Origin of the sequence: Thauera sp. 2A1, assembly GCF_009469595.2 — a bacterium.
In the GTDB taxonomy this organism is placed as follows: domain Bacteria; phylum Pseudomonadota; class Gammaproteobacteria; order Burkholderiales; family Rhodocyclaceae; genus Thauera.
On the sequence record NZ_SSXV01000008.1, the window covers coordinates 154,387 to 172,732 of the forward strand.

At 64.3% G+C, this 18,346-nt stretch carries 17 protein-coding genes; 6 read left to right on the forward strand and 11 right to left on the reverse strand.

Annotated elements, in window-relative coordinates:
* Positions 1-14 precede the first annotated feature (14 nt).
* Together GH664_RS10010 and GH664_RS10015 are read right to left on the reverse strand one after the other, a co-directional pair.
* Positions 15-995, reverse strand: a complete 981-nt coding sequence (locus GH664_RS10010) for a tetratricopeptide repeat protein (RefSeq protein ID WP_228111456.1) — start codon at positions 993-995, stop codon at positions 15-17.
* Positions 996-1,674: 679 nt separating this feature from the next.
* A complete protein-coding gene (locus GH664_RS10015; RefSeq protein WP_153167934.1) occupies positions 1,675-2,046 on the reverse strand; it encodes a DNA-binding protein in 372 nt (123 codons plus the stop codon).
* 388 nt (positions 2,047-2,434) lie between these two features.
* Here GH664_RS10015 and GH664_RS10020 point away from each other — a divergent pair, with 388 nt between their 5' ends.
* Positions 2,435-2,929 carry an H-NS family nucleoid-associated regulatory protein gene (locus GH664_RS10020; RefSeq protein WP_153167935.1) on the forward strand — a complete coding sequence of 165 codons (495 nt, stop codon included), beginning with the start codon at positions 2,435-2,437 and terminating at the stop codon, positions 2,927-2,929.
* 328 nt (positions 2,930-3,257) lie between these two features.
* Here the strand turns inward: GH664_RS10020 and GH664_RS10025 are convergent, their stop codons facing one another.
* The 3 genes from GH664_RS10025 to GH664_RS10035 all read right to left on the reverse strand — a co-directional run bounded on the left by GH664_RS10025 (position 3,258) and on the right by GH664_RS10035 (position 4,832).
* Positions 3,258-3,806 carry a TIGR02281 family clan AA aspartic protease gene (locus GH664_RS10025; protein WP_153167936.1) on the reverse strand — a complete coding sequence of 183 codons (549 nt, stop codon included), beginning with the start codon at positions 3,804-3,806 and terminating at the stop codon, positions 3,258-3,260.
* 262 nt (positions 3,807-4,068) lie between these two features.
* Positions 4,069-4,563 carry a GNAT family N-acetyltransferase gene (locus tag GH664_RS10030; protein ID WP_153167937.1) on the reverse strand — a complete coding sequence of 165 codons (495 nt, stop codon included), beginning with the start codon at positions 4,561-4,563 and terminating at the stop codon, positions 4,069-4,071.
* On the reverse strand, positions 4,560-4,832 hold the full coding sequence (locus tag GH664_RS10035; protein WP_153167938.1) for a DUF1778 domain-containing protein: 273 nt from the start codon (positions 4,830-4,832) through the stop codon (positions 4,560-4,562). The genes GH664_RS10030 and GH664_RS10035 overlap by 4 nt, the downstream gene beginning before the upstream one ends.
* 213 nt (positions 4,833-5,045) lie before the next feature.
* Here GH664_RS10035 and GH664_RS10040 point away from each other — a divergent pair, with 213 nt between their 5' ends.
* The 3 genes from GH664_RS10040 to GH664_RS10050 all read left to right on the forward strand — a co-directional run bounded on the left by GH664_RS10040 (position 5,046) and on the right by GH664_RS10050 (position 10,217).
* On the forward strand, positions 5,046-6,152 hold the full coding sequence (locus GH664_RS10040; protein ID WP_153167939.1) for a hypothetical protein: 1,107 nt from the start codon (positions 5,046-5,048) through the stop codon (positions 6,150-6,152).
* 15 nt (positions 6,153-6,167) lie between these two features.
* On the forward strand, positions 6,168-8,183 hold the full coding sequence (locus tag GH664_RS10045) for a hypothetical protein (protein WP_153167940.1): 2,016 nt from the start codon (positions 6,168-6,170) through the stop codon (positions 8,181-8,183).
* Positions 8,184-8,429: 246 nt separating this feature from the next.
* On the forward strand, positions 8,430-10,217 hold the full coding sequence (locus GH664_RS10050) for a phage integrase family protein (RefSeq protein WP_153167941.1): 1,788 nt from the start codon (positions 8,430-8,432) through the stop codon (positions 10,215-10,217).
* Positions 10,218-10,511: 294 nt separating this feature from the next.
* Here the strand turns inward: GH664_RS10050 and GH664_RS10055 are convergent, their stop codons facing one another.
* The 5 genes from GH664_RS10055 to GH664_RS10075 all read right to left on the reverse strand — a co-directional run bounded on the left by GH664_RS10055 (position 10,512) and on the right by GH664_RS10075 (position 15,634).
* The gene (locus tag GH664_RS10055) at positions 10,512-10,661 is read right to left on the reverse strand and encodes a hypothetical protein (RefSeq protein ID WP_153167942.1); all 150 of its coding nucleotides are present in this window, start codon (positions 10,659-10,661) and stop codon (positions 10,512-10,514) included.
* A 454-nt stretch (positions 10,662-11,115) separates the two neighbouring features.
* Complete coding sequence (locus GH664_RS10060; RefSeq protein WP_096453061.1) at positions 11,116-12,063, reverse strand: hypothetical protein; 948 nt, start codon at positions 12,061-12,063, stop codon at positions 11,116-11,118.
* Positions 12,064-12,644: 581 nt separating this feature from the next.
* On the reverse strand, positions 12,645-13,703 hold the full coding sequence (locus GH664_RS10065) for a ParB/RepB/Spo0J family partition protein (protein ID WP_153167943.1): 1,059 nt from the start codon (positions 13,701-13,703) through the stop codon (positions 12,645-12,647).
* Between the two features lie 2 nt (positions 13,704-13,705).
* Positions 13,706-14,782 carry a ParA family protein gene (locus tag GH664_RS10070; RefSeq protein ID WP_096453065.1) on the reverse strand — a complete coding sequence of 359 codons (1,077 nt, stop codon included), beginning with the start codon at positions 14,780-14,782 and terminating at the stop codon, positions 13,706-13,708.
* Between the two features lie 234 nt (positions 14,783-15,016).
* Positions 15,017-15,634: a TetR/AcrR family transcriptional regulator gene (locus GH664_RS10075; protein ID WP_194270374.1), complete on the reverse strand. Its 618-nt coding sequence runs from the start codon at positions 15,632-15,634 to the stop codon at positions 15,017-15,019.
* Between the two features lie 133 nt (positions 15,635-15,767).
* Here GH664_RS10075 and GH664_RS10080 point away from each other — a divergent pair, with 133 nt between their 5' ends.
* Complete coding sequence (locus GH664_RS10080; RefSeq protein ID WP_194270375.1) at positions 15,768-17,906, forward strand: NAD(P)/FAD-dependent oxidoreductase; 2,139 nt, start codon at positions 15,768-15,770, stop codon at positions 17,904-17,906.
* A gap of 23 nt (positions 17,907-17,929) precedes the next feature.
* On the opposite strand, the gene GH664_RS10085 is transcribed toward GH664_RS10080, so the two are convergent.
* A complete protein-coding gene (locus GH664_RS10085; protein WP_096453069.1) occupies positions 17,930-18,217 on the reverse strand; it encodes an RES family NAD+ phosphorylase in 288 nt (95 codons plus the stop codon).
* Between the two features lie 17 nt (positions 18,218-18,234).
* On the opposite strand from GH664_RS10085, the gene tnpB reads away from it, so the two are divergent.
* Positions 18,235-18,346: IS66 family insertion sequence element accessory protein TnpB (gene tnpB / locus GH664_RS23930; RefSeq protein WP_368857353.1), on the forward strand; the 112-nt coding region annotated here is incomplete at its 3' end.

Consider the following 18,346-nt stretch of genomic DNA (forward strand, 5'->3'; position numbering starts at 1 on the left):
GATCCTCGCCGGGCTCAGCGCTTGCGCTGCATCTTCACCGCAGCCTCGTACTCGCGATCGAGCCCGGTCCCAGCGTCGCCCTTGGGGTCGAACATGCGGAACCCCACGTGCATGTATGCCAGCAGGGCAAGCCCCGAGAACTCGCCTTCGAGGTTCTGCAGCGTGTAGCGCACCGCCGGCTTGTTGATCTCGAGCCCGTTGCGCCCGAGCAGTGCGATCTCCATCACGATCTGCCCGACCTTCGCCTGCTCGAGCTTGGCGAAGCGATCGAGCGCAGCCTGCATGTACATCACCGCGTCCATGCGCAGGCCGCCGTCGACTGCCGAGCGCAGCTCGTCCTGCCCGATGCGCGTGAGCGCCTCCTCGGCCATCTCTCCCGCCTGGTGATCGGGGAAGCGCTTCACCACCGCCTTGTACTGCTCGGAAGCCTCCTTCCGATACTCCGGCCCGAGCGCCTCCAGGCACTGCGCGAGCCCGAGCTGCGCCCCGGGATCCGCCGGCGCCAAACTCGCCGCCTGACGGAAGTACGGCAGCGCCTCAGCCGCCCGACCGGACCGCATCAGCACCGCCGCCAGGTTGCGCTTGGCGAAGGCGTTCCCGGGCTCAAGCTTCACCGCATCGGTCAGCACCCGGGCCGCCTCGTCGGGGCGCCCGGTACGCTCGAACGCCACGCCGAGCGCGATCATCGCGTTCGCATTCGCCGGGTCGAGCGCCACCGCCCGCTGCAGCGGCGCCACCGCGTCGCCCGCCTGGCCCAGCTCGGACAGACACAAGCCGTGGTTGTAGGCGATCTCGGCGTCGTCGAGCATCCCGTCGAGCGCCTCGAGCACCGGCAGCGCATCCGCGAGGAAGCCGTGCTCCAGCAGCCCCAGCACATAGGCCTTCGGCTCGACCCCACGCTCGGGCACGGCGACCACGCGCACGAACGCATCGTCGACCGTCACGACGGCCTGCCAGCCCCGCGCCGCGTAGTCGAGCGCATAGCGCCCGATCACCGCCTGCTCGAATTCTGGCGTGCCGCGCGGGGACAGGCCTGCCGGATCGAGGTCGTCGAGCGGGATCTAGAAGATTTCCGGGGCTTGGTGCGTAGTCATTCGGGGCGGTTCCGATCGCTGAAACGGAGGCCAGATTGTCGCACAGCCGATCCCCCCACCTGACGCCGCCCGCGCGTGCATCAAGCCGCCTCGAGGTGCTGAACAGGATCCCAGATGTCCGATGACATCCGTCCTGAGGTCGGGCCCGAGGCCCGTGGTGTCGCCTTCGCGTGCCCGCTGCGAACCACGGACACGCCTTCGTCGTGATCGCCATGCAACCGAGCCCCGACTCGAGGAGAGGTTATCCACAAAAACTGTGGATAAGTCCTGGGGTGAGGGCGCCAGCGAGCTGATTTTTCAGGGGCTTAAGGACCGAGCAGTCCTTGAGCAGATTCCCTTGCATCCTTGAGGGACGCCAGACTCATCGGTTCCTCGACGCCACCCAGGCGCAGGAGACGGCGGGGCTTCGCGCTCCCGGTCAACAAGACATCAAGCCTTTGGGCGTTGTCCGAGAAATCACCGGGAGGCCCCCGCGGGCGGGTATTCGGCTGCGCGGCACCCGCGCCGCTGGTGGGCCGGCTGGCCCACTGCGGGGTGTGCACGCGAAACAGCGTGGTTCCGGGCGGCAGGTCGTGGAGGATCATCCGACGAACCCGGCGCCGATCGACTCCAGGTAGTCGATCGCATCCTCAGTCCGTCCTTCCTGCACCAACTGCAGAAGGGTCTTGTGACGGAACGCAGGGATCGGTTCGTTCTTGATCAGGAAGATGGCGCGCTGGGTGTCGGGTTGCACCGCTGTGGCGGCCGACAGCACCCGCATCAGGTCGCGTAGTGCGGCTTGCAGCCGGGGCGATTGGGGGTGGGTACGCAGGGTGTTGCGATGCACCCCCGCCAGTACGGCCAGATCCTGCTGCTGCAGGCCAAGGACGTCGGCGACGCCCGAGGCGGAAAGACGCGACGTGCCAGGCTCGCGTGCGGAATGCAGTACGTCGGAGAAGACCGTCGCAGTCATGGTCGTGCTCCTGAAGCAACAAGATAATACGCACACTATATGCACACTTATTGCACAGTTCAAGGCCGGCGCGTCCAGGGTGAGGGTCGGCCTCGCCCGATGGATCACCCCAGATTCATCCTCGGTGAGGGGTAACCCTCCCACGTCCGCCTGCTTGCGCTCGCCGGCTGACATGCGCGCCTGCCAAACCGGAGACGATGACCCGCCGGGCGCTTCTGCTGACGCCTCTTACACCACTCCCGGGACACGATCGGAGGCAAACCCCGCGGCAGCCGTGGGGGGCGGGACCGACGCGCAAAGCGCCACCCATGTCTTCCCCCGTGACCCTGGGTCACCCTGCGTGGCATCATGCTCCACTTTCGTCATACCACGACCCCCGGCCGCCCGAATGAAAGACTTCGACGAACTTACCCTCCCGCAACTCAGGCAGCTTCACGTGCGGATTTCGAAGGAAATCGACAAGCGCGCTTCAGCTACGAAGGCCGACCTCCTCAAGCGGATGCGCAAGCTCGCCGAACAGGAAGGCGTCACCCTCGAAGACCTGCTCGGCAGAGCCACCATCGACGCGCCCGCCCAGGCCCGGGGCGCACGCCGGCGCACTGAAGCTGCCCCGACGCCGAATCAGAAGGCGCCGTTGCCCTTGAAGTACCGGAACCCGGACAATCCCGCGCAAGGCTGGTCCGGCCGCGGCCGCAAGCCCGGTTGGGTGGTAGCGTGGCTCGCCAACGGCGGCGCCTTGTCGGCGCTCGAGCACACCGGCGCGCTGAAAAAGTCCCGACGTCATGCGCCGGCGCCTGCAGAGATCGCGCCAGCCATCATGGCCTCGGACATCGACGCCGCTCCGGCCACCGCGTCCTCCGACGCATCCGCCGAGGCCACCTGACGGAACGTCCCGGCTCGCTTGCCCACCGCGCAAGTGTGCTTGTCGAGCGCCGGGAGCCCAAGGCTTTCCATGCAGGCCTCCGCCATCGCGCCCAAGGGCCACGCGTCCTCGAATTCGGCTTCCGCGTAAGCCTCGGGTCAGCCTGCGAGGGCCCCGTCGAAGTCAGCCTGCGTCTGGCAGTTGCCGTCATCGCGCAGACAGGCGAGATCGGCCAGTAGCGCACGCTGGCGTGGCCGGGGCGCGCCTGTCGGCGTGCCAGCGGATCAGGGGTTCGACCAGGCAGGCACTGCGCCTGGCCTTACGCCTTCTCGCGCGATCAGCGGCCCATTCAGGTCCGCCCGCCCCGCGTGTCGGCGGCAGGCCGCGCAGTGCGCAGCACCAGGATGTTGCCGCGCTGGGCGAAATCCAGATGCTTCAGGACACTCATCCCCAGCAGCACTTCGTCATCTTTCATGCCGGGGTTCAGGTGGCCGCGGACGCCCGTCAGCCGGAACGGACCAAAGGCAAGTTCGCCGATTGAGGTTTCGCGCACGGCGACTGGGCCGTTTGCGGTCATCGCTGTGCCGCAGGCACCGGGCACCAACTGCAGCGCTTCAACGAGGTGCGCGGGCACCGCGACGTGCGTGGCGCCGGTGTCGAGCAGGAAACGCACTGGCCGACCATTGATCAGGCCCGGAAAGCGGTAATGCCCGGCACGATCGCGCCTGAGCACCAGCTCCGTGGCGCCGGGATCGACCACCAGGTTCCGATTGGGGTGATCGCGCCGCTCGAGCACGCCGTGGAAACTGACCCAGCCCAGCCCCAGAAAAGCCACTGTGGCCAGCAAGCCCATCGTTCGGCCCAGGCGGCGGGTGTCGGCATCGTGTCGGCTGGTCATCGGGGGTGGATCTCCTCGTCGTCGGCCGGGGCCACGCAGGTCAGGGGCGCGAGGTGCTTTGGCTCAGCCGGCGCCGGTTTCGTTCCGGAATCCGAATTTCACCAGGATCTGGACCGTCCGGAGGCAACACAGGGACAGCCATCACGGTGCCAACCCACAGCAGCCATTCGATGATGAATGGGTGCGTTGTGCCGCGCCGGGCACAACACGCGCACGATTCTTTCCGCTTCGCGAGCTGACCCCAACGCCAGCGTCCAGACTTTCAAGCCTTTGCGCCGTTCAACCGCAGCATCAGCGTCATCGTGTGCTGTGGCGATTCCTGAAAGCCGTAGTACTCGTAGAACTGCTTTGCGCGCTCGTGCAAGGCGTGAACGAGCAAGGCTCGTACGCCCGCGCTCTGTGACACGGTCACCGCCCGTTTGACTGCGTCCTGAAGCAGGGCAGCCCCAAGCTTCATCCCTTGGGCGCGACGATCAACCGCGAGTCGGGGCAGCACCATCACCGGGATCGGGTCGGGCATGTTTCGTCGAACGCTGCTCGTGGCCATCTGGTGCGAAACCGCACCCGCTGCCATCGCGTAGTAGCCGAATACGCGGCCCTGGCTGTCTGCGACGACGAAAGTTCGGCTGACGCCGCTCAACTGGTTTGCCATTGCCCGGCGCTTGAGCCACTCATCGAGACTGGTCTCCCCGCAGGCGAATTCGTCCAGAAGATTGGCGGCTTCGAGAGTTCGCGGCGCGTTCAGCGCCAAGCTCATGCGGCGCCAGTACTCCAGGGTGCCTCGACGGCCATCAGGCGTTCAAGTCCGGGGTTGGGGCCAGGCGGAGCGTCAAGCATCGCGGTGAACTGCTTGAACTTGCCGGCATCCAGGCTAAAAAAAACCTGATCCAGCACCACGGACCGGGCACGGTCGCAGGCCGCTTCGAGCATGAAGTCCGAGCGGTTCTTACCCAGCAGGCTGGCAGCGTGATCGATCAGGTCACGCTGCTCGGGCAGTGCCCGCAGGTTGATGGCGGCATCACGCATGGAGATGCTCCTTGTTTGCATATACGTTAGATACACGATTTCTGCGCAATTGTATATCTTCCGTCAATACATTGGATGTCCTGGGCTGACGCCAACTCTGTGCCAATTTCGTGCGCAGCCGAGCCGGCCTGGTCGGATCCAAAACCGGCATTCTTCTTGCGCTCCGACCGAAATTGGGTTTATACGGGGGTGTCTTTGGGAGGAGACGCCCCCATGTACGCCGCTGACGACCTCGACGTTCAGATCGAACGCATTGACAAGGAGATCGAGCTCGCGCGCAAGCGGCAGGAGCTGGCCGAACTCCTCGTAAACGCCGGGTTCTCGGACATGGAGCACGACAGCATGTCGTCGCTTCAGGACATGCTCCACGTTGCGCTTGAGGCGCAGATCAAGAAGATCCGCGGCGTGCAACCCACTGACCCGTCAGCAAGCGACTTCGCGCGTGACTGGATTACCGACAACTGGCGCAGTCGCTTCCGTCACATGGAGGTAGTGGCGGGCGTCTTTCCGCATGCTGTCGTTCAGGAAGCGCTACATGATCTGTACGCTCTGAATGCGCACAACATCGAAAAGCGTGGCGCAATCGCCGAGCTGAACGACAGCTTGCGCTGGGCGGTCGAGCGGACGACCCATCCATGGTGGCGCCGGTGGCCCGCCGGGTTGCAGCGACTGCTGAGGCGGCCAGCCGGCGTGGGCAAGAAGGCAAGCGAGTTGCGCACCGAACGCCGTCAGGACGGGATCCAGCGCTGGTTCTCGGCGCTCGCGGTCGTGTTCACGCTGACGACGGCGCTGTTCATGACGGCAATGCTCGTCGTCGGCATGCTGCAACTCTACAACGCGGTCGCGCAGGGTATCGGGATCCCGTTACAGGTGGCAGTGCTGCATCCAGTCAGCGACAACCACACCGTCACCCCATCTCATACGGCCGAGTCTCAACCCCCCGCAGGCCACTGGATGGTGCGCGAGGACGCGGTCACGGCCGACCCGCACAAGGCGATGCAGACTAGCCTTCTCGCCCTCGAGATCATCCTAGTGGCACCGCTGCCCTACCTTCTGGTGCTGGGCCTGACGCGCTACATCAAGGCACTGGCCTACCAGGAACGCGCCGATGAGTTTCGGCGTGAACTGCTCGAGTTCAAGGCATTCGAGGTGGCGTTATTCATCGCAATCATTGCCGCGGCCGTCGTTGAGCGCGTGCTGCGCACCGACCTAACCTACGAGTTTTCAATCTCCGTGGCGCTGGTGATGGGCGTGCTGGCGGCCTACTATTTCCTCATTGAGCATGCGAGCAAGGCCGCCGGCGAAAAATCAACATCCTGAATTGTGGGAGCAGTCATGCCACACATTGTTCTACGCCCGTGGGTGATCGATGCTCGTGACAATGAGACCGGGGTCGCTGGTGTGTTTGTGCGCGGCTCTGAGGCGCAAGAGTTCGAGACAGATCCCGGCAAGAACATCGTGGTCGGTGCCAAGGGAATGGGTAAGTCGCTGCTGCTGCAGAAAAAATATCTGCACCTTGTATCGACGATCCAGGACAAAACCAACCACGTCTTTCTGCCAGGTGGAGGCGACAAAATCGAGCTTATGAGCCGCGTGGCCTTCTCGTTTTCACATCGGTCGCTGCGCGAACGCGCCCACATACTCGACTCGTCGGACTGGTGGGAACTCGTCTGGACGGTGGCGATTGCAGCGGTCGTGGTCTACCACGTTATTGAGCGGCACGTAGTGAGTGACATTTGGCAGGTTCTTGACCTGCCTGATGATCTTCGCAAGCGTCCGTTGGACAAAAGGGCTCCGCTTTACGTACATAAAGCCGTACAAGCGCTAGTAAGGGCCCAGATCAGTGCCGAGGCGCTGGCTGTAGCGTTTTCACAGCTGCGTCCCGCGCTTGGCAACATGAGCAAGACGGTCATCGTGTTCCTCGACAACGTCGACGAAGCATTCCAGTCGGCCACGATTACCACGAATGGCAACGCGTGTCTCGACACCACCGTGTTAGAGGCAGGAGACGATACGAGCGAATTCGAGTTCCTGGGGCCTGAGTTCTCGCTCACCGCGCAGATCGGCCTGCTCGCTGCGGTCCGCGTCTTGCGCTCATGCAAGCGGCTGCAAGTCTATGCCTCGCTACGGATTGAGGCGCTCGATAAACGACAAGCCCACCCCATGTGGCAACAAGAGCGCGCGCTGTGCGTTGAGCTTACTTGCACGAAGGACTTCGCGCGCGAGATCTTCGAGGCCAACATCGACGCGACACCAGATGAAAACTGTGCGCGGCCTGACGTTCGGGACGACCGTTACGTGCGCTTTCTCGGCTTCAACACGATTCCATTCCTCACTGATCACGGCGTGCCGGAGCCGGCATTCGATTTCTTCTATCGCCACACGCTGGGCCGGCCACGTGACCTGATGCAACTTGGTGCGGACGTGCTGAAGCTCGACGTCAAGGACCGCACCCCCGAGGCCGTGCGTACTGCGACCCTGCGCTGCGCAGGAAAGTGCCTAAAGGCCTACGAAGGGGCAATCCTGCCCGCTTGGGATTGGCGCTGGAAATCGGCTTTTGGTGAGTTCGACACCAACGTGCTGAGCGAGGGCGACATTGTCGCAATCTCTGACCGCATCGTGAGCCGTCATCATATTCCAGAGCCGATCACCTACCTTGTCGACCGCGGACTACTCGGCACCTTGCAAGGCGCCGACGGCAAGGGCAAGCGTTTGATCCATTTTCGCGAACCTTCACGGTACATTCGAAAAGGTAATGTTCGCTACAAACACAGTCCCTATTACTTTCTGCACCCCGTTGTGCTCGGCGACGTGCGCAAGGCCAACCAGTCGTTCCAGGTCGACCGGGTCACGATTGTTGGAAATGGATACGCGTTCGACCGGCCTATCGACGAGCCGGTCGTAAGAATCGACGGGCTTGAAGAATCAGGCATTACGGTTCTGATCGACAGCCGCACAGTGCTCGCACTACGCAATGAGCACAGCATCTCGCCGCCGGTGTTCGCTGCAATCACGTCGGCAGCGTGGCGGCTGGGCCAGCAGCGGGTCGAATACGATGCCTTCGCACGCGAACTCAAGCGCATCCTCGCTGCACGCATCTGCGCCGTGAACGTGCACGACCGCGCACTACAGGACATCGTCGACGACTGGCCCAACGACGAGGCTCTGCGCAGCGATATCGAGGAGGTCATCGCCGATCTCAACTGGATTATCAGCAAGCACCTGCGCGACCAACCATTGCGTACTGACTACCTTCACTGGGACGGCATCGCGTTCACGCTCGCGCTACCGGGCAAGGTCGACTGCAGCCCCCTCGCGGACGAGCTGGCGAGACTGTGCCCCGACCCCTAGCAGGCTGTTGATCTGAATGGGAAGGTATCAGGCGTAAATGCCTCACCGCTGCTTGGATCTGCGTAAAGCAACACCCCGCTAGCACGGTTGGCGGCGACCGCCCTGCGCAACCCTCGGGGCCGCAGTTCTAGGCCGAGATGCCGCTCCTGTGCCGGGCTGGCTGCTCGTTTCTTACCTGATAACTCTTATTATCAGGCAAGGATTTTTCACCTAATATCCGGGAAAAGGCGGTTTCCGGGAGGCGGTATGGCGCAGAACACGGTAGTCGAACGGGCGCTGCCGCGCTACACGCGGGCGGACTTCGCGGCGCTGCGTGGGTGGCTGAACAAGCTGCCGGTGGAGCGCCTCGCCGCGCTCTATTACACCGAGGACGATCTCGAGGCGCTCGGCTGCACCGCGCCAGGTGCGCTCGAGGCGCGCCTCGCGCTGATGCGCGATCACCTCATCGAACGGGCGAGTCTCACCAATCCGCGTCTTGCAGAAGGGCTGCGCGAAGCGCGGCGCTCGGCGCGCTGGAGTGCGGTGGCGATGCGCTATCTGTTCGATGCGGCCGAGTTCGCCTCGCGCGAACCGCAGTCCACCGATGCCCTCACCGCGTGGCTGAAACCGCGCATCAGCCGGCATCTGGCGCATGAGGGCGTGCGCGCGGTGAGCGAGCTCAAGAACCTGATCGAGGTGCGCGGCCCTGGCTGGTGGCGGCCCGTCCCGCGGCTGGGGGCGGGCAAGGCCGCGGCGCTCGAGCGCTGGCTGCGCCACCACGAAAAAACGCTCGGCCCCCTGGCCGTGCCCGTGGCTCCTACCCGGGCTCAGCCGCCCATCGTACTGCGCCCGGACGAGCCGATCCTCGTGCCGCTCGAGCGCATGGCCCTCGCGCACGAGCTCGACGGCCGCCATGGGGTCAATCGGGCCGCAGCCCTGAGCCTCATCGCTGCCGACAACGACCTGGAGGCGGTGCAGGCCTTCCTGGTGAAGTACCGCGGCCAGGCGAAAACACAGCGCGCCTACCAGAAGGAGCTCGAGCGGTTTCTGCTGTGGTGCCTCTACGCCCGGCACAAACCGCTCTCGAGCGTGCTGGTCGACGATTGCGAAGCCTACAAGACGTTCCTCGCCGCACCCGATCCCGCCTGGTGCGGCAAGAAGGCGGGCCGCCATACCGTCTACTGGCGGCCCTTCGGCGGGCCACTCTCACCCGAATCCCAGCGCTACGCGATCACCGTGCTGAAGACGTTTTTCGCCTGGCTCATCGATGTGCGTTACCTCGGCGGCAATCCATGGGTGGCCGTGGGCGCGCCGCTCGTGGAGCAGCGCTCGGTGGCATTGCGCCTGGACAAGGCGTTGCCCGAAGATCTTTGGACCCGGTGCGCACGCGAGGGCGGGCTCCTCGATGAGGCGTGCGAGATGGGCCCCGACGAGGACGCGCGGCGCCAGGCGCGGCTCGTGCGCGCGGCGCTGCTGCTGATCGGGCACGCCGGCATCCGGCGCGAGGAAGCGGCCCGCGCGCAGCGCCGCCACCTGAAGCCCCTGCCGGGTCAGGCCGGCGCGCTGTGGGAGCTGGAGGTGCTGGGCAAGCGCCGGAAGTGGCGCACCGTATTCCTGCCCGTGCGGGCGATTGAAGCGCTCGCCGCGCACTGGGCCGACCGCGAGGAGGATTTTGCGGCGGCCGATCACGCCGGCGCACTGCTCTCGCCGCTCATCATCCCCTCGACCCCGGCCGCCCGCGACAAGCACCTCGACAAGCTCGATGCGCCCGGCGCCGGTTTTTCGCCCGACGGGCTCTACCGGTGCCTGAAGACGGGGCTGACGCGGATCGCGGCAGATACGCGGCTCACGCTCGACGACTCGGAGCGCGCGCTATTGAAGCGCGCCGGCCCGCACGCCTTTCGGCACACCTTCGGCACCCTCGCCGCCGCACACGCGCTGCCGCTCGATGTGCTGCAACGCGTCATGGGGCACGCAAGCCTGCAGACCACCTCGATCTATGTACAGGCGGAGCGCCGGCGCAGCATCGAGGAGATGGGGAAGTTCTTCAGATGAAACATTCCCGCCCAACGCAGGAATCCAATCTCCATGCCGCAACCGGGTAGGTTTCGGCGTTGCGCGAGACTGCCGGCGAACGCGAGGACAACGCGTCGCCGACGAGGTGGTCGATGCCTCGCGCGTCTGTGTGGCGGGACGGCGTTGTCGCGCAGTGCCGAAGCGGCCTGCTTTCGAGGACAGTACGGTCTCAGGATGAGCCAGCCTTTCTCCAGGCCATCCGCTCCTGGGCGTCCTTGAGATCGAGCAGCGCATCGATCATCGGGTTGAGGACGCTGGCTTCGAGATAGACGCTCAGCTTGAGAGCCGTCTTGTCTGGTGACGTGATCGTAAACCGGAAGCCGCCTCCATCTTCGGCATCCTGGTGGCGATGTACTCCATTGTTCCCACGGTGTGCTGATAGGCGATCAGACGCACAAACGCGTCGCCTTCCATGTGCTTCATGACTGGCCTCGCTGGTGAAGTGGGCGGACCGCTTCGGCGGTCCAGGTGATCCCATTGAGGTGGCCCGCACTCATCCATGCGAGCGCTGTGGTGGCCGAAGGCGAAAGGCCTGGTGACTCCGCCATTCGCCGACGTGCCCGCATCGTCGCAGCCCAAATGCGCGGAGAGTCCCCGGTTGCACGCCACTTCATCCTGCGTGTGAGGATGCGCCTCACCGTGGTCTCGACGCGCGTCAACACCGCTTTGCTGACGTCGCATCGAACGCGTGCGTCTCGTGCAGTGCGGTCTGGTCGGCCGCTTCCAGTCGCTGCCCGATGATGGGCAGTAGTCGGGCCAGGCTGTCGGCTACGGGCCGCGGGCGGTTCGTTCTCCCTGGCAGTGCAGTCATGACCAACACCATCGCGCGCAAGGGCGTGACCGCGGCACCGAAAGTTCCTGCGCGGACCCGCCCGATTCACGGGACACCCACGGCCATCGGAACGAGCCGTCCCTCGTCGATGGCATCAAGGAACGCGACATCCATCGGCCTAAAGCCCCGACGATCGGGCCCGATCTGCTCAACAAAGCCGTTTGCCCTCACGAAGACCTGGATCCGGCCGTCTCGGGTGCGGTAAGCGCGGCCTTCGAGCTCCGCCGCCTTGCGGGCCACGCGTGCCTTGTCGAGCCCGGCTTGGTGCGCCTGCGTCTCGTGCTGCACAACGGCGCGGTAGTCCTTGTCCTGCAGCACCAGTTTGCGGAGGTAGGCGAAGAGCCCTCGATCGGTGAGCCCCTCGAGGTACTTGCGCGAGGCCTGCACGATGTCCGAGAGCCGCTGCTTGCGGCTGCTGGCCAGCTTCATCAGCGCGAGCACCCCGGTGGGTTTCATGTCGTTGCGGGCGACGAGCCAGGCAAGTTCCGTGGGCAGCGCGCAGCCTTCGATTTTGACAAAAGGCGCCGGCTTCGCCGGTTGATTTTCTTTAGATTGTTTTTGATGGGTTGATTTAGAGGCGTCAGCCGGGACGGGTGATGCCGCGGCGGGGCTGTGGATAACCGGGGTTGAGGACGCATCGGGCGCCGGAGCGGCTTCGCCGGTGAGGGTCAGCGCCTCGAGCAGGCGCTCGGTCGGCGTGATGGGCGACGAGGAGCCTTTGAGGCCTTTTCGGGCGATTTGCTCGCGTTCGATCAAACCGCGCTCTTCCAGCCATTTCACGACGCGACCGACGGTTTCGACCGATTTGCCCGATTCTCGGGCAAGGGTGGCGCGTGCGGCATAAATGGGCGATTTCAGGCACGCGAGCCGGATCTTTTTGACGATGCGCACGACAACGCGAAGGTAGCCGTCCGGGAGGTCCCGGAAGACGGCGGCTTCATCGATCGCGGCGCAGGCGCGCGCGATCGACGAGGGGTAGGCAATGGCAGACATTCAAAACCTCAAGGCGTAAAGGTTCCTTGACGTTTCAGGCCGTTTTGGTAGCATTGCCTCGTTGCGGGAGGGTTTGACCGGTTGGCGCCGGTTGCTTCCAAAGTGGTCCGAAACACCAGTTCCAGATAAACCCCGTTGAGTTGGCGCTCAGCGGGGTTTTTCTTTGGCAGGAAGGGTTTTGATCGGGTCAGGTCATCGTGATCTCCTGGGCTGAAACCTGATGCTCGAAATCGGACGCCCAGATGTGCGAAACCCCGCGGAGGGCGGGGTTTCTGTGTGTTGCGTCGTGGGCTGGCAGGCGGTGTTTATACGTATAAACACGCCATACCCGATGGGATCGGGGAGGCTTTCGTTTTGGATCGGGCAGTTCCTGAGAGGAGACCATGGATGGCTTGCGGCCTCCATGATGTTTATACGTATAAACAACTCCGGCGCCGGCTTGGGCGGACGTGTTTATACGTATAAACATCTCTTGGGCTTTCCGATGCGCGGCGATGTTCGCGTCGCCGCGCGGGCGTGAGTAGTGAGCACCTCCGCAAGCCGGCTGTCTGGTGTTTATACGTATAAACAGCCTGATCATGCTAGTCCCGCGCCTCCTCGTTCTCGGCTGGAGCACTACCCTTCGACGTGTCATCCTCATTGAACTCTTCGGCGACCGTTGCCAGCAGCTCCTCGAGCGCCATCGCAAACTTGACGCGCTTCGACGGCTCGACGCTGATGTTGACTTCGAACGCGTCGCCGCGCCGCTTGTAGTAGCCGTTCTTGTAGCGAACCTGTTTTGAGGCCGTCGGTGTCTTGCTCGTCTTCGGTTCAAGCAAAGCCTGGGTCTGATTCACAAGCCAGGCATGGGTGTGATTCTCTTCTGCAAACTTCACTGCAAGCCGGACGGCCTGTCGGAGGCCGACCTTGTCGGCAACTTTGCTCAATTGGTATGCGGCGTTGGCGCCAAAACGTGTTGGTGCGCCTTTGATAATCTCGACGACATCGGGGGGCAGCTTCGAAAACGCCCGATAAAATGTCATCTGCGATCGAGAAACGCCCGCTCTGCGCGCGACATCGGCCGACGTCTCGCCAGCGGCAATGAGCTTCTCGTAGAACAGTGCCCGATCAAGGTCGCAGTGTTGCTCGCGCTCTTCGTTCTGTTGATAGCCGAACCAGGCTGATTCTTCGAGTGTCAGGTTGTCGTGAACTTCTGCGAGAAGTTCTTCGAGAACCTTATGCTCCAGGCACGATTGAACGCGTGTCCAGCCGTCCGCGATAATGAATCGGCCGTCCTGATCCGGGTTCGGGATGACGTGGATTGGGTCGTGCTGCCCTTGCGTGCGGAGCGCCTCTGCGCGATCCCGGATCATTTCGGGGGTGTAAACCTCACGCGGAGCAAGGGGGTTCGGATCGATGAGTCGTACATCGATCATCATTAGGTTCCGGCCTGATCCGTTCGTGGAAATCGGGACGGCTTTGGGTGGCAGCGCAGATGTGACCTTGAGTGGTGGCACGATCTGCCCGATTGCCTCCTCGGGAACGATGGGCTGATGAGAGATGACAGCGAATTCTTCGGGCTCGGCATGAGGCGATGTCGATGGAACGACGGCGCCTGACTTGATCAAGCCCGATATCTTATAGGGTGCACGCTTGGCCATCGTCAGCGCTCCGTGTCAACTTTCGGCAAGCCGGGTTGAGTGATTCCGAAGCTCAGGATCAGGCTCTTCGCGACATCGATGATCGCGATCGATCCTGCGGAACTCGGATCGGATTCGACAAGTGGAACGGCCTCGCGCGTCTGCGGATTAAGTTGGCGGGAGAAACCGCTGAATGTCGGGACGATCGAGTCGTTCAGCATGGTGCCGTACTTGCTGTACAGAAAACCCATCGATTCACGCACATGCTTGAGCTGAGGGTGATACTTGTTGATCACGACTTCGAGACCAATCTTTGCACCCGTCATCGCCTCGATTTCAGCCAAGTTTGACGACAGGGAATCAAGCGCGCGCAGACAACTTCCCTCTGGTTCGACGACCGTCAGGACTTTCCCGGATTCTTTGGCTGCGTAAGAGAATGCGAGTCCGATCGGAGTGGTGCCCGGAGCTGTATCCACAACGATGACATCGTAATTTTCTGAGAGAAAGGCGCCGTTGCGCTTGAGGAAAAGCAGCGCGCGTTCGTGGCTCGCCATGGCCGTGACGAGTGACGCGTCAGCCTCGGCAAGCGTGATGTCCGACGGGATGACGTCGAGGAACCCCCCCTCGTACACGTGAACGATCGCCTCGGATAGATCGGTATCCGGGTCAGCAGACTTCTTGACCAGAAAGTGCCCAATGTGTTTGATCGTCGTGTCGAAGGTGGACTCGACCCCCAGCAAGTTCGAGGCGGTCGCCTGCGGATCCGCGTCAATCACCAGAACGCGATACCCCATCAACGCTAGCGCCGTTGCAGCATTGACCGAGATCGACGTCTTCCCGACGCCCCCCTTCGTCATTCGGGTCATGATAATCGGAGGAATGGCCCCGGTCTTTGGCTTGCCTTTACTTTTCGGGATGTTGGTGGGATCGATACCAGCAAACCGATAGCGCGCGGAGCGAAGATCCGCCGGTGTGTAGCGCATATGATGCTGCCCTGGCGGCTTTTCTCGGCCGACAAGATCTTGCAGACGCTTTGCCGGCACATCCAGTCCGGAGAGCATCACTGCTACCGATGTCTTGAAATCAACCTTGCGCGCCATAGAACACCGCATCAGACCTTGTCAACGCTTGCAAGGCTACTCGTTGCGAAAGTTGTTAGCAAGTTTTTTATATATAAGACAAAAAAAACTATTTTTCCCCGGTTTAAGCTTCCCAACAAAAGTTCTGGGTCGGCGGGGTTTTGGACTGCAGGCCTCGGTCGTGTAACAGGCTCTCAAGAATCATTGAGGTACCGTTGGCACATGAGCGGACGGGCAGTTCTACCCACGTAAGCATCACCCGAGGGCCTTGCCGTGCAGTGCCAGCACCTCGCCGATCAAGGCGTCCTGGGCACGGGCATCGTCTGGCAGCGGCAGCCGGCCGTCGATGAGCAACATCGCCAGGCCATGGACCAGCGACCAGGTCGCGATCGCCAGCGCCTGGGTATCCGCGCCCGGCGCTGCGCCCCGCTCGCGCTTGAGGGTGGCAACGGCCTGGGCGCAATGGGCGAACGCCTCGCCGCCGGCCTGCGCGAGGCCGGCGAACTGTGGCTTCCCGGCCAGCGTCGGGCCGAACATCAGGCGATAGAGCGCCGGGCGGCGGCGGGCGAAGTCGAGGTAGGTCAGGCCGAAGGCGCGCAGTCGCGCGGCCGTTTCGCTCTCCCCCGTGGCGGCAGCGCCCATGTCCGCCGACAGGGCGCGGAAGCCGCGCTCGGCGACCGCAGCCAGCAGGCTGTCCTTGTCGGTGAAGTGCCGGTAGGGCGCCATGTGCGATACCCCCGCGGCACCGGCCACCGCGCGCAGCGTCAGGGCCTCGAGGCCCTGCGCTTCCAGGATCGTGGTTGCCTCGAGCACCAGCCGCTCGCGCAGATCACCCGTTCCCGCCGTCTCGGCGTGCGTCAGCGTCGTATTCATCGGGGCAGTATGGCGAATCGAGTTTACAACGTAAACATCAACGTCTATGTTTACGGTGTAAACAACCCGCCAAGCCCATGTGCGGCCCATCCGATCCATGTGCCCGTCCGACGGCCGCCCCAGGAGGCGTTCGATGAAGACCTTTCTTCGCATCAAGCTTTTTCTCGTGCCCCTGCCGGCTTTCCTGATCGCCACCGCACAAGGCCATGGGTTCGCCGGCGCGCTCGCGGGCCTGGTGTGGACCCTCGGTGCGTCCGTCCTGAGACGCGGCCTGCGACCGCCACCCCCGTTCGAGGCCTCGCTGGTGGTCGGCTTTGCCCTTGCCATCCTCGCACTGACGGTCACAGCCCTCGATCCGGGGCGGACGGTCAGCCTCGTGATGGGCAGCCTTGCCGCTGGCGCCACCGTCAGCATCCTGCACGGGCGTCCATGGACAGCCGGGTTTTCGGCGGCCGAGTTTGGCGGCGCAAGCGCGACCCCCTTGTTCATTTCCATCAACACGGCGATCTCGGCCCTCTGGGGAGCGCTGTTCGCCTGGCTCGCGGTGGCTACGTGGCTCGCGCTGCCGGCTCTCGCGCACTGGCTCGCGGTCGCCGCCGGCGCGGTGGCCTCCATCGTGCTGCCCAGGCTGCTCGTTGCGCGCGGATTGCGCCGCATGGCGGCGGGCGACACGCGCCACGCCTGGCCGTCCCCCGACCTGCACGCCTCCTCTGCTGCCGCAGGGGAGGTGGTCGACGTGGCCGTGATCGGCGCCGGCATCGGCGGTCTCACCGCGGCCGCCCTGCTGGCGGATGCCGGACTGCGGGTGGAGGTGTTCGAACAGCATGAGGTGCCCGGCGGCTTCGCCCATACCTGGCTGCGGCGCGCCCGCGCGTGCGACCCGGAAAATGGCGCATCGCTGGCGTTCCGGTTCGACGCCGGCGTGCATGACGTGTCGGGCTGGCACCCGGGCGGCACCGTGCGTAGCGTGTTCGAACGTCTGGGAATCGCGCACGAGGACGAATGGGTCCGGCTGGACCATCGTTATGTGTTCGATGGCCGTGCGATCGACGTGCCGCGCGACTGGCGGGCCTGGGTCGAACGGCTCGCGGCCGAGTTTCCACACGAGGCGGCTGGCCTGCGCGCGCTGTTCGCCGACATCCATGCCATCCACGAGGCGATGTTCTCGACCGCTGCCGAACGCGGCGGCATTCCCGGCACGCCGGGGACGCCGCAGGCCCTGCTCGCGTTCGCCCGGCGTCATCCGCTGGCGGTCACCTGGCTGGACCGGCCCTGGCAGGATCTCGTCGCGCACCATCTGCGTGACCCTGCGGTGCAGGCCTGGGTCTGCGCCTTGGCGGGCTACCTCAGCGACGACATCACCCGCCTTCGGGTGCGCGACTTCGTCCCCCTCTTCGGCTACTACTTCAACGGCGGCTACTACCCGCTCGGCGGTTCGGGCCTGATCGCGCAGCGGCTGGTCGAGGCCATCGAGGCGCGCGGCGGGCGCGTCCACCTGCGCACCGCGGTGACGCGCATCGTCACCGCGCAGGGCACCGCGACCGGTGTCGTCGTGCGCAGACGCAACGGCCCCGAGCAGACCGTGCGGGCGCGAGCGGTGGTCACCAATGCCGACCTGCGTCAGAGCCTGACCCGGCTGCTTCCCCAGGACGACGCCCCTCCGGAAGCACGCATCGCCGAGGCACATCTCCAGGCGAGCTGTTCGGCGATTGGCGTGAACCTTGCGGTCAAGGGCACGCTGGACATGCCGCCGGTCGTGCATGTGGCCGACGCGAGCGGTGCCGTGTCCATCGTCATCCCCTCCCGGGTAGATCCGGGCTGCGCGCCCGCCGGCTATTCCACCGTCGAGCTGCTGGCCTTGATGCGGCCGGACGAGGCACACACATGGTTTGCCGACGCTTCGACCGACGGCAATCTCACGGAAGATCACGACCACCGTGCCTACCGCCGCTCGGCGCCCTATCTTGCAAGAAAGCAGGCCGCCGGCGACCGCCTCATCGCGCTCGCACGCCTGGCGATCCCCGATCTGGAGCAGCGCATTCTGTTTCGCACCGACGCCAGCCCGCTCACCTTCCAGCGCTATGCGTGGACGAGTGGAGGCGGCATCTATGGCACCCGCAGCGATGGGATGATTCCCACCAAGTCGGCGGTACGCAATCTCGTGGTGGCGGGTGCGGCCACGCATGGGGCAGGGATCGAGGCGGTGGTGATCTCCGGCGCCTTTGCTGCCGAAGCCCTCGTGCCGGGGCTGCTTGCGCGCACCGCGGCATGAGGTGCAGCCATGATGCCGATCATTCAGCGCGCCCAACCGGTCTGGTCGTGTGGGAGTCGCCCGTCAGGGTCATTCACGATGACTGCGTTGCCGCTCTTGGGCTGTTCCGGGTATACGACGAGGTTCGTGCCGCCCTCGTGCGCCTGGCTCGGAAAGAGGATGCCGGTGTAGCCATTGGCCAGCACTATGTCCGCGAGAACCCAGGTCGGGGGCACGATGTGCAGCTCGAATTTGAGTGTGCGCCAGTCATGCCATAGCTCGTCCCACGGCGCCCCCTGGTGGAGCTGACGCAGATCGATAGGGCGCGACAATCATCCTGTCCTCGGCGATCCGCGCCCACGTCTATAGCGAGGCGGTGGACATGAGGAAGTCGATCGATGGGCTCGCGCAGATCGTGTCGCGCTGCATGGGCATGAACCCGCTCTCGGGTCAGGTGTTCG

Bases quoted from the DNA above. Each gene is read 5' to 3' on its own strand.
- GH664_RS10015 (WP_153167934.1), bottom strand. From the start codon at position 2,046: ATGACTGCGACGGTCTTCTCCGACGTACTGCATTCCGCACGCGAGCCT.
- GH664_RS10020 (WP_153167935.1), top strand. From the start codon at position 2,435: ATGAAAGACTTCGACGAACTTACCCTCCCGCAACTCAGGCAGCTTCAC.
- GH664_RS10025 (WP_153167936.1), bottom strand. From the start codon at position 3,806: ATGACCAGCCGACACGATGCCGACACCCGCCGCCTGGGCCGAACGATG.
- GH664_RS10030 (WP_153167937.1), bottom strand. From the start codon at position 4,563: ATGAGCTTGGCGCTGAACGCGCCGCGAACTCTCGAAGCCGCCAATCTT.
- GH664_RS10035 (WP_153167938.1), bottom strand. From the start codon at position 4,832: ATGCGTGATGCCGCCATCAACCTGCGGGCACTGCCCGAGCAGCGTGAC.
- GH664_RS10040 (WP_153167939.1), top strand. From the start codon at position 5,046: ATGTACGCCGCTGACGACCTCGACGTTCAGATCGAACGCATTGACAAG.
- GH664_RS10045 (WP_153167940.1), top strand. From the start codon at position 6,168: ATGCCACACATTGTTCTACGCCCGTGGGTGATCGATGCTCGTGACAAT.
- GH664_RS10050 (WP_153167941.1), top strand. From the start codon at position 8,430: ATGGCGCAGAACACGGTAGTCGAACGGGCGCTGCCGCGCTACACGCGG.
- GH664_RS10055 (WP_153167942.1), bottom strand. From the start codon at position 10,661: ATGAAGCACATGGAAGGCGACGCGTTTGTGCGTCTGATCGCCTATCAG.
- GH664_RS10060 (WP_096453061.1), bottom strand. From the start codon at position 12,063: ATGTCTGCCATTGCCTACCCCTCGTCGATCGCGCGCGCCTGCGCCGCG.
- GH664_RS10065 (WP_153167943.1), bottom strand. From the start codon at position 13,703: ATGGCCAAGCGTGCACCCTATAAGATATCGGGCTTGATCAAGTCAGGC.
- GH664_RS10070 (WP_096453065.1), bottom strand. From the start codon at position 14,782: ATGGCGCGCAAGGTTGATTTCAAGACATCGGTAGCAGTGATGCTCTCC.
- GH664_RS10075 (WP_194270374.1), bottom strand. From the start codon at position 15,634: ATGAATACGACGCTGACGCACGCCGAGACGGCGGGAACGGGTGATCTG.
- GH664_RS10080 (WP_194270375.1), top strand. From the start codon at position 15,768: ATGAAGACCTTTCTTCGCATCAAGCTTTTTCTCGTGCCCCTGCCGGCT.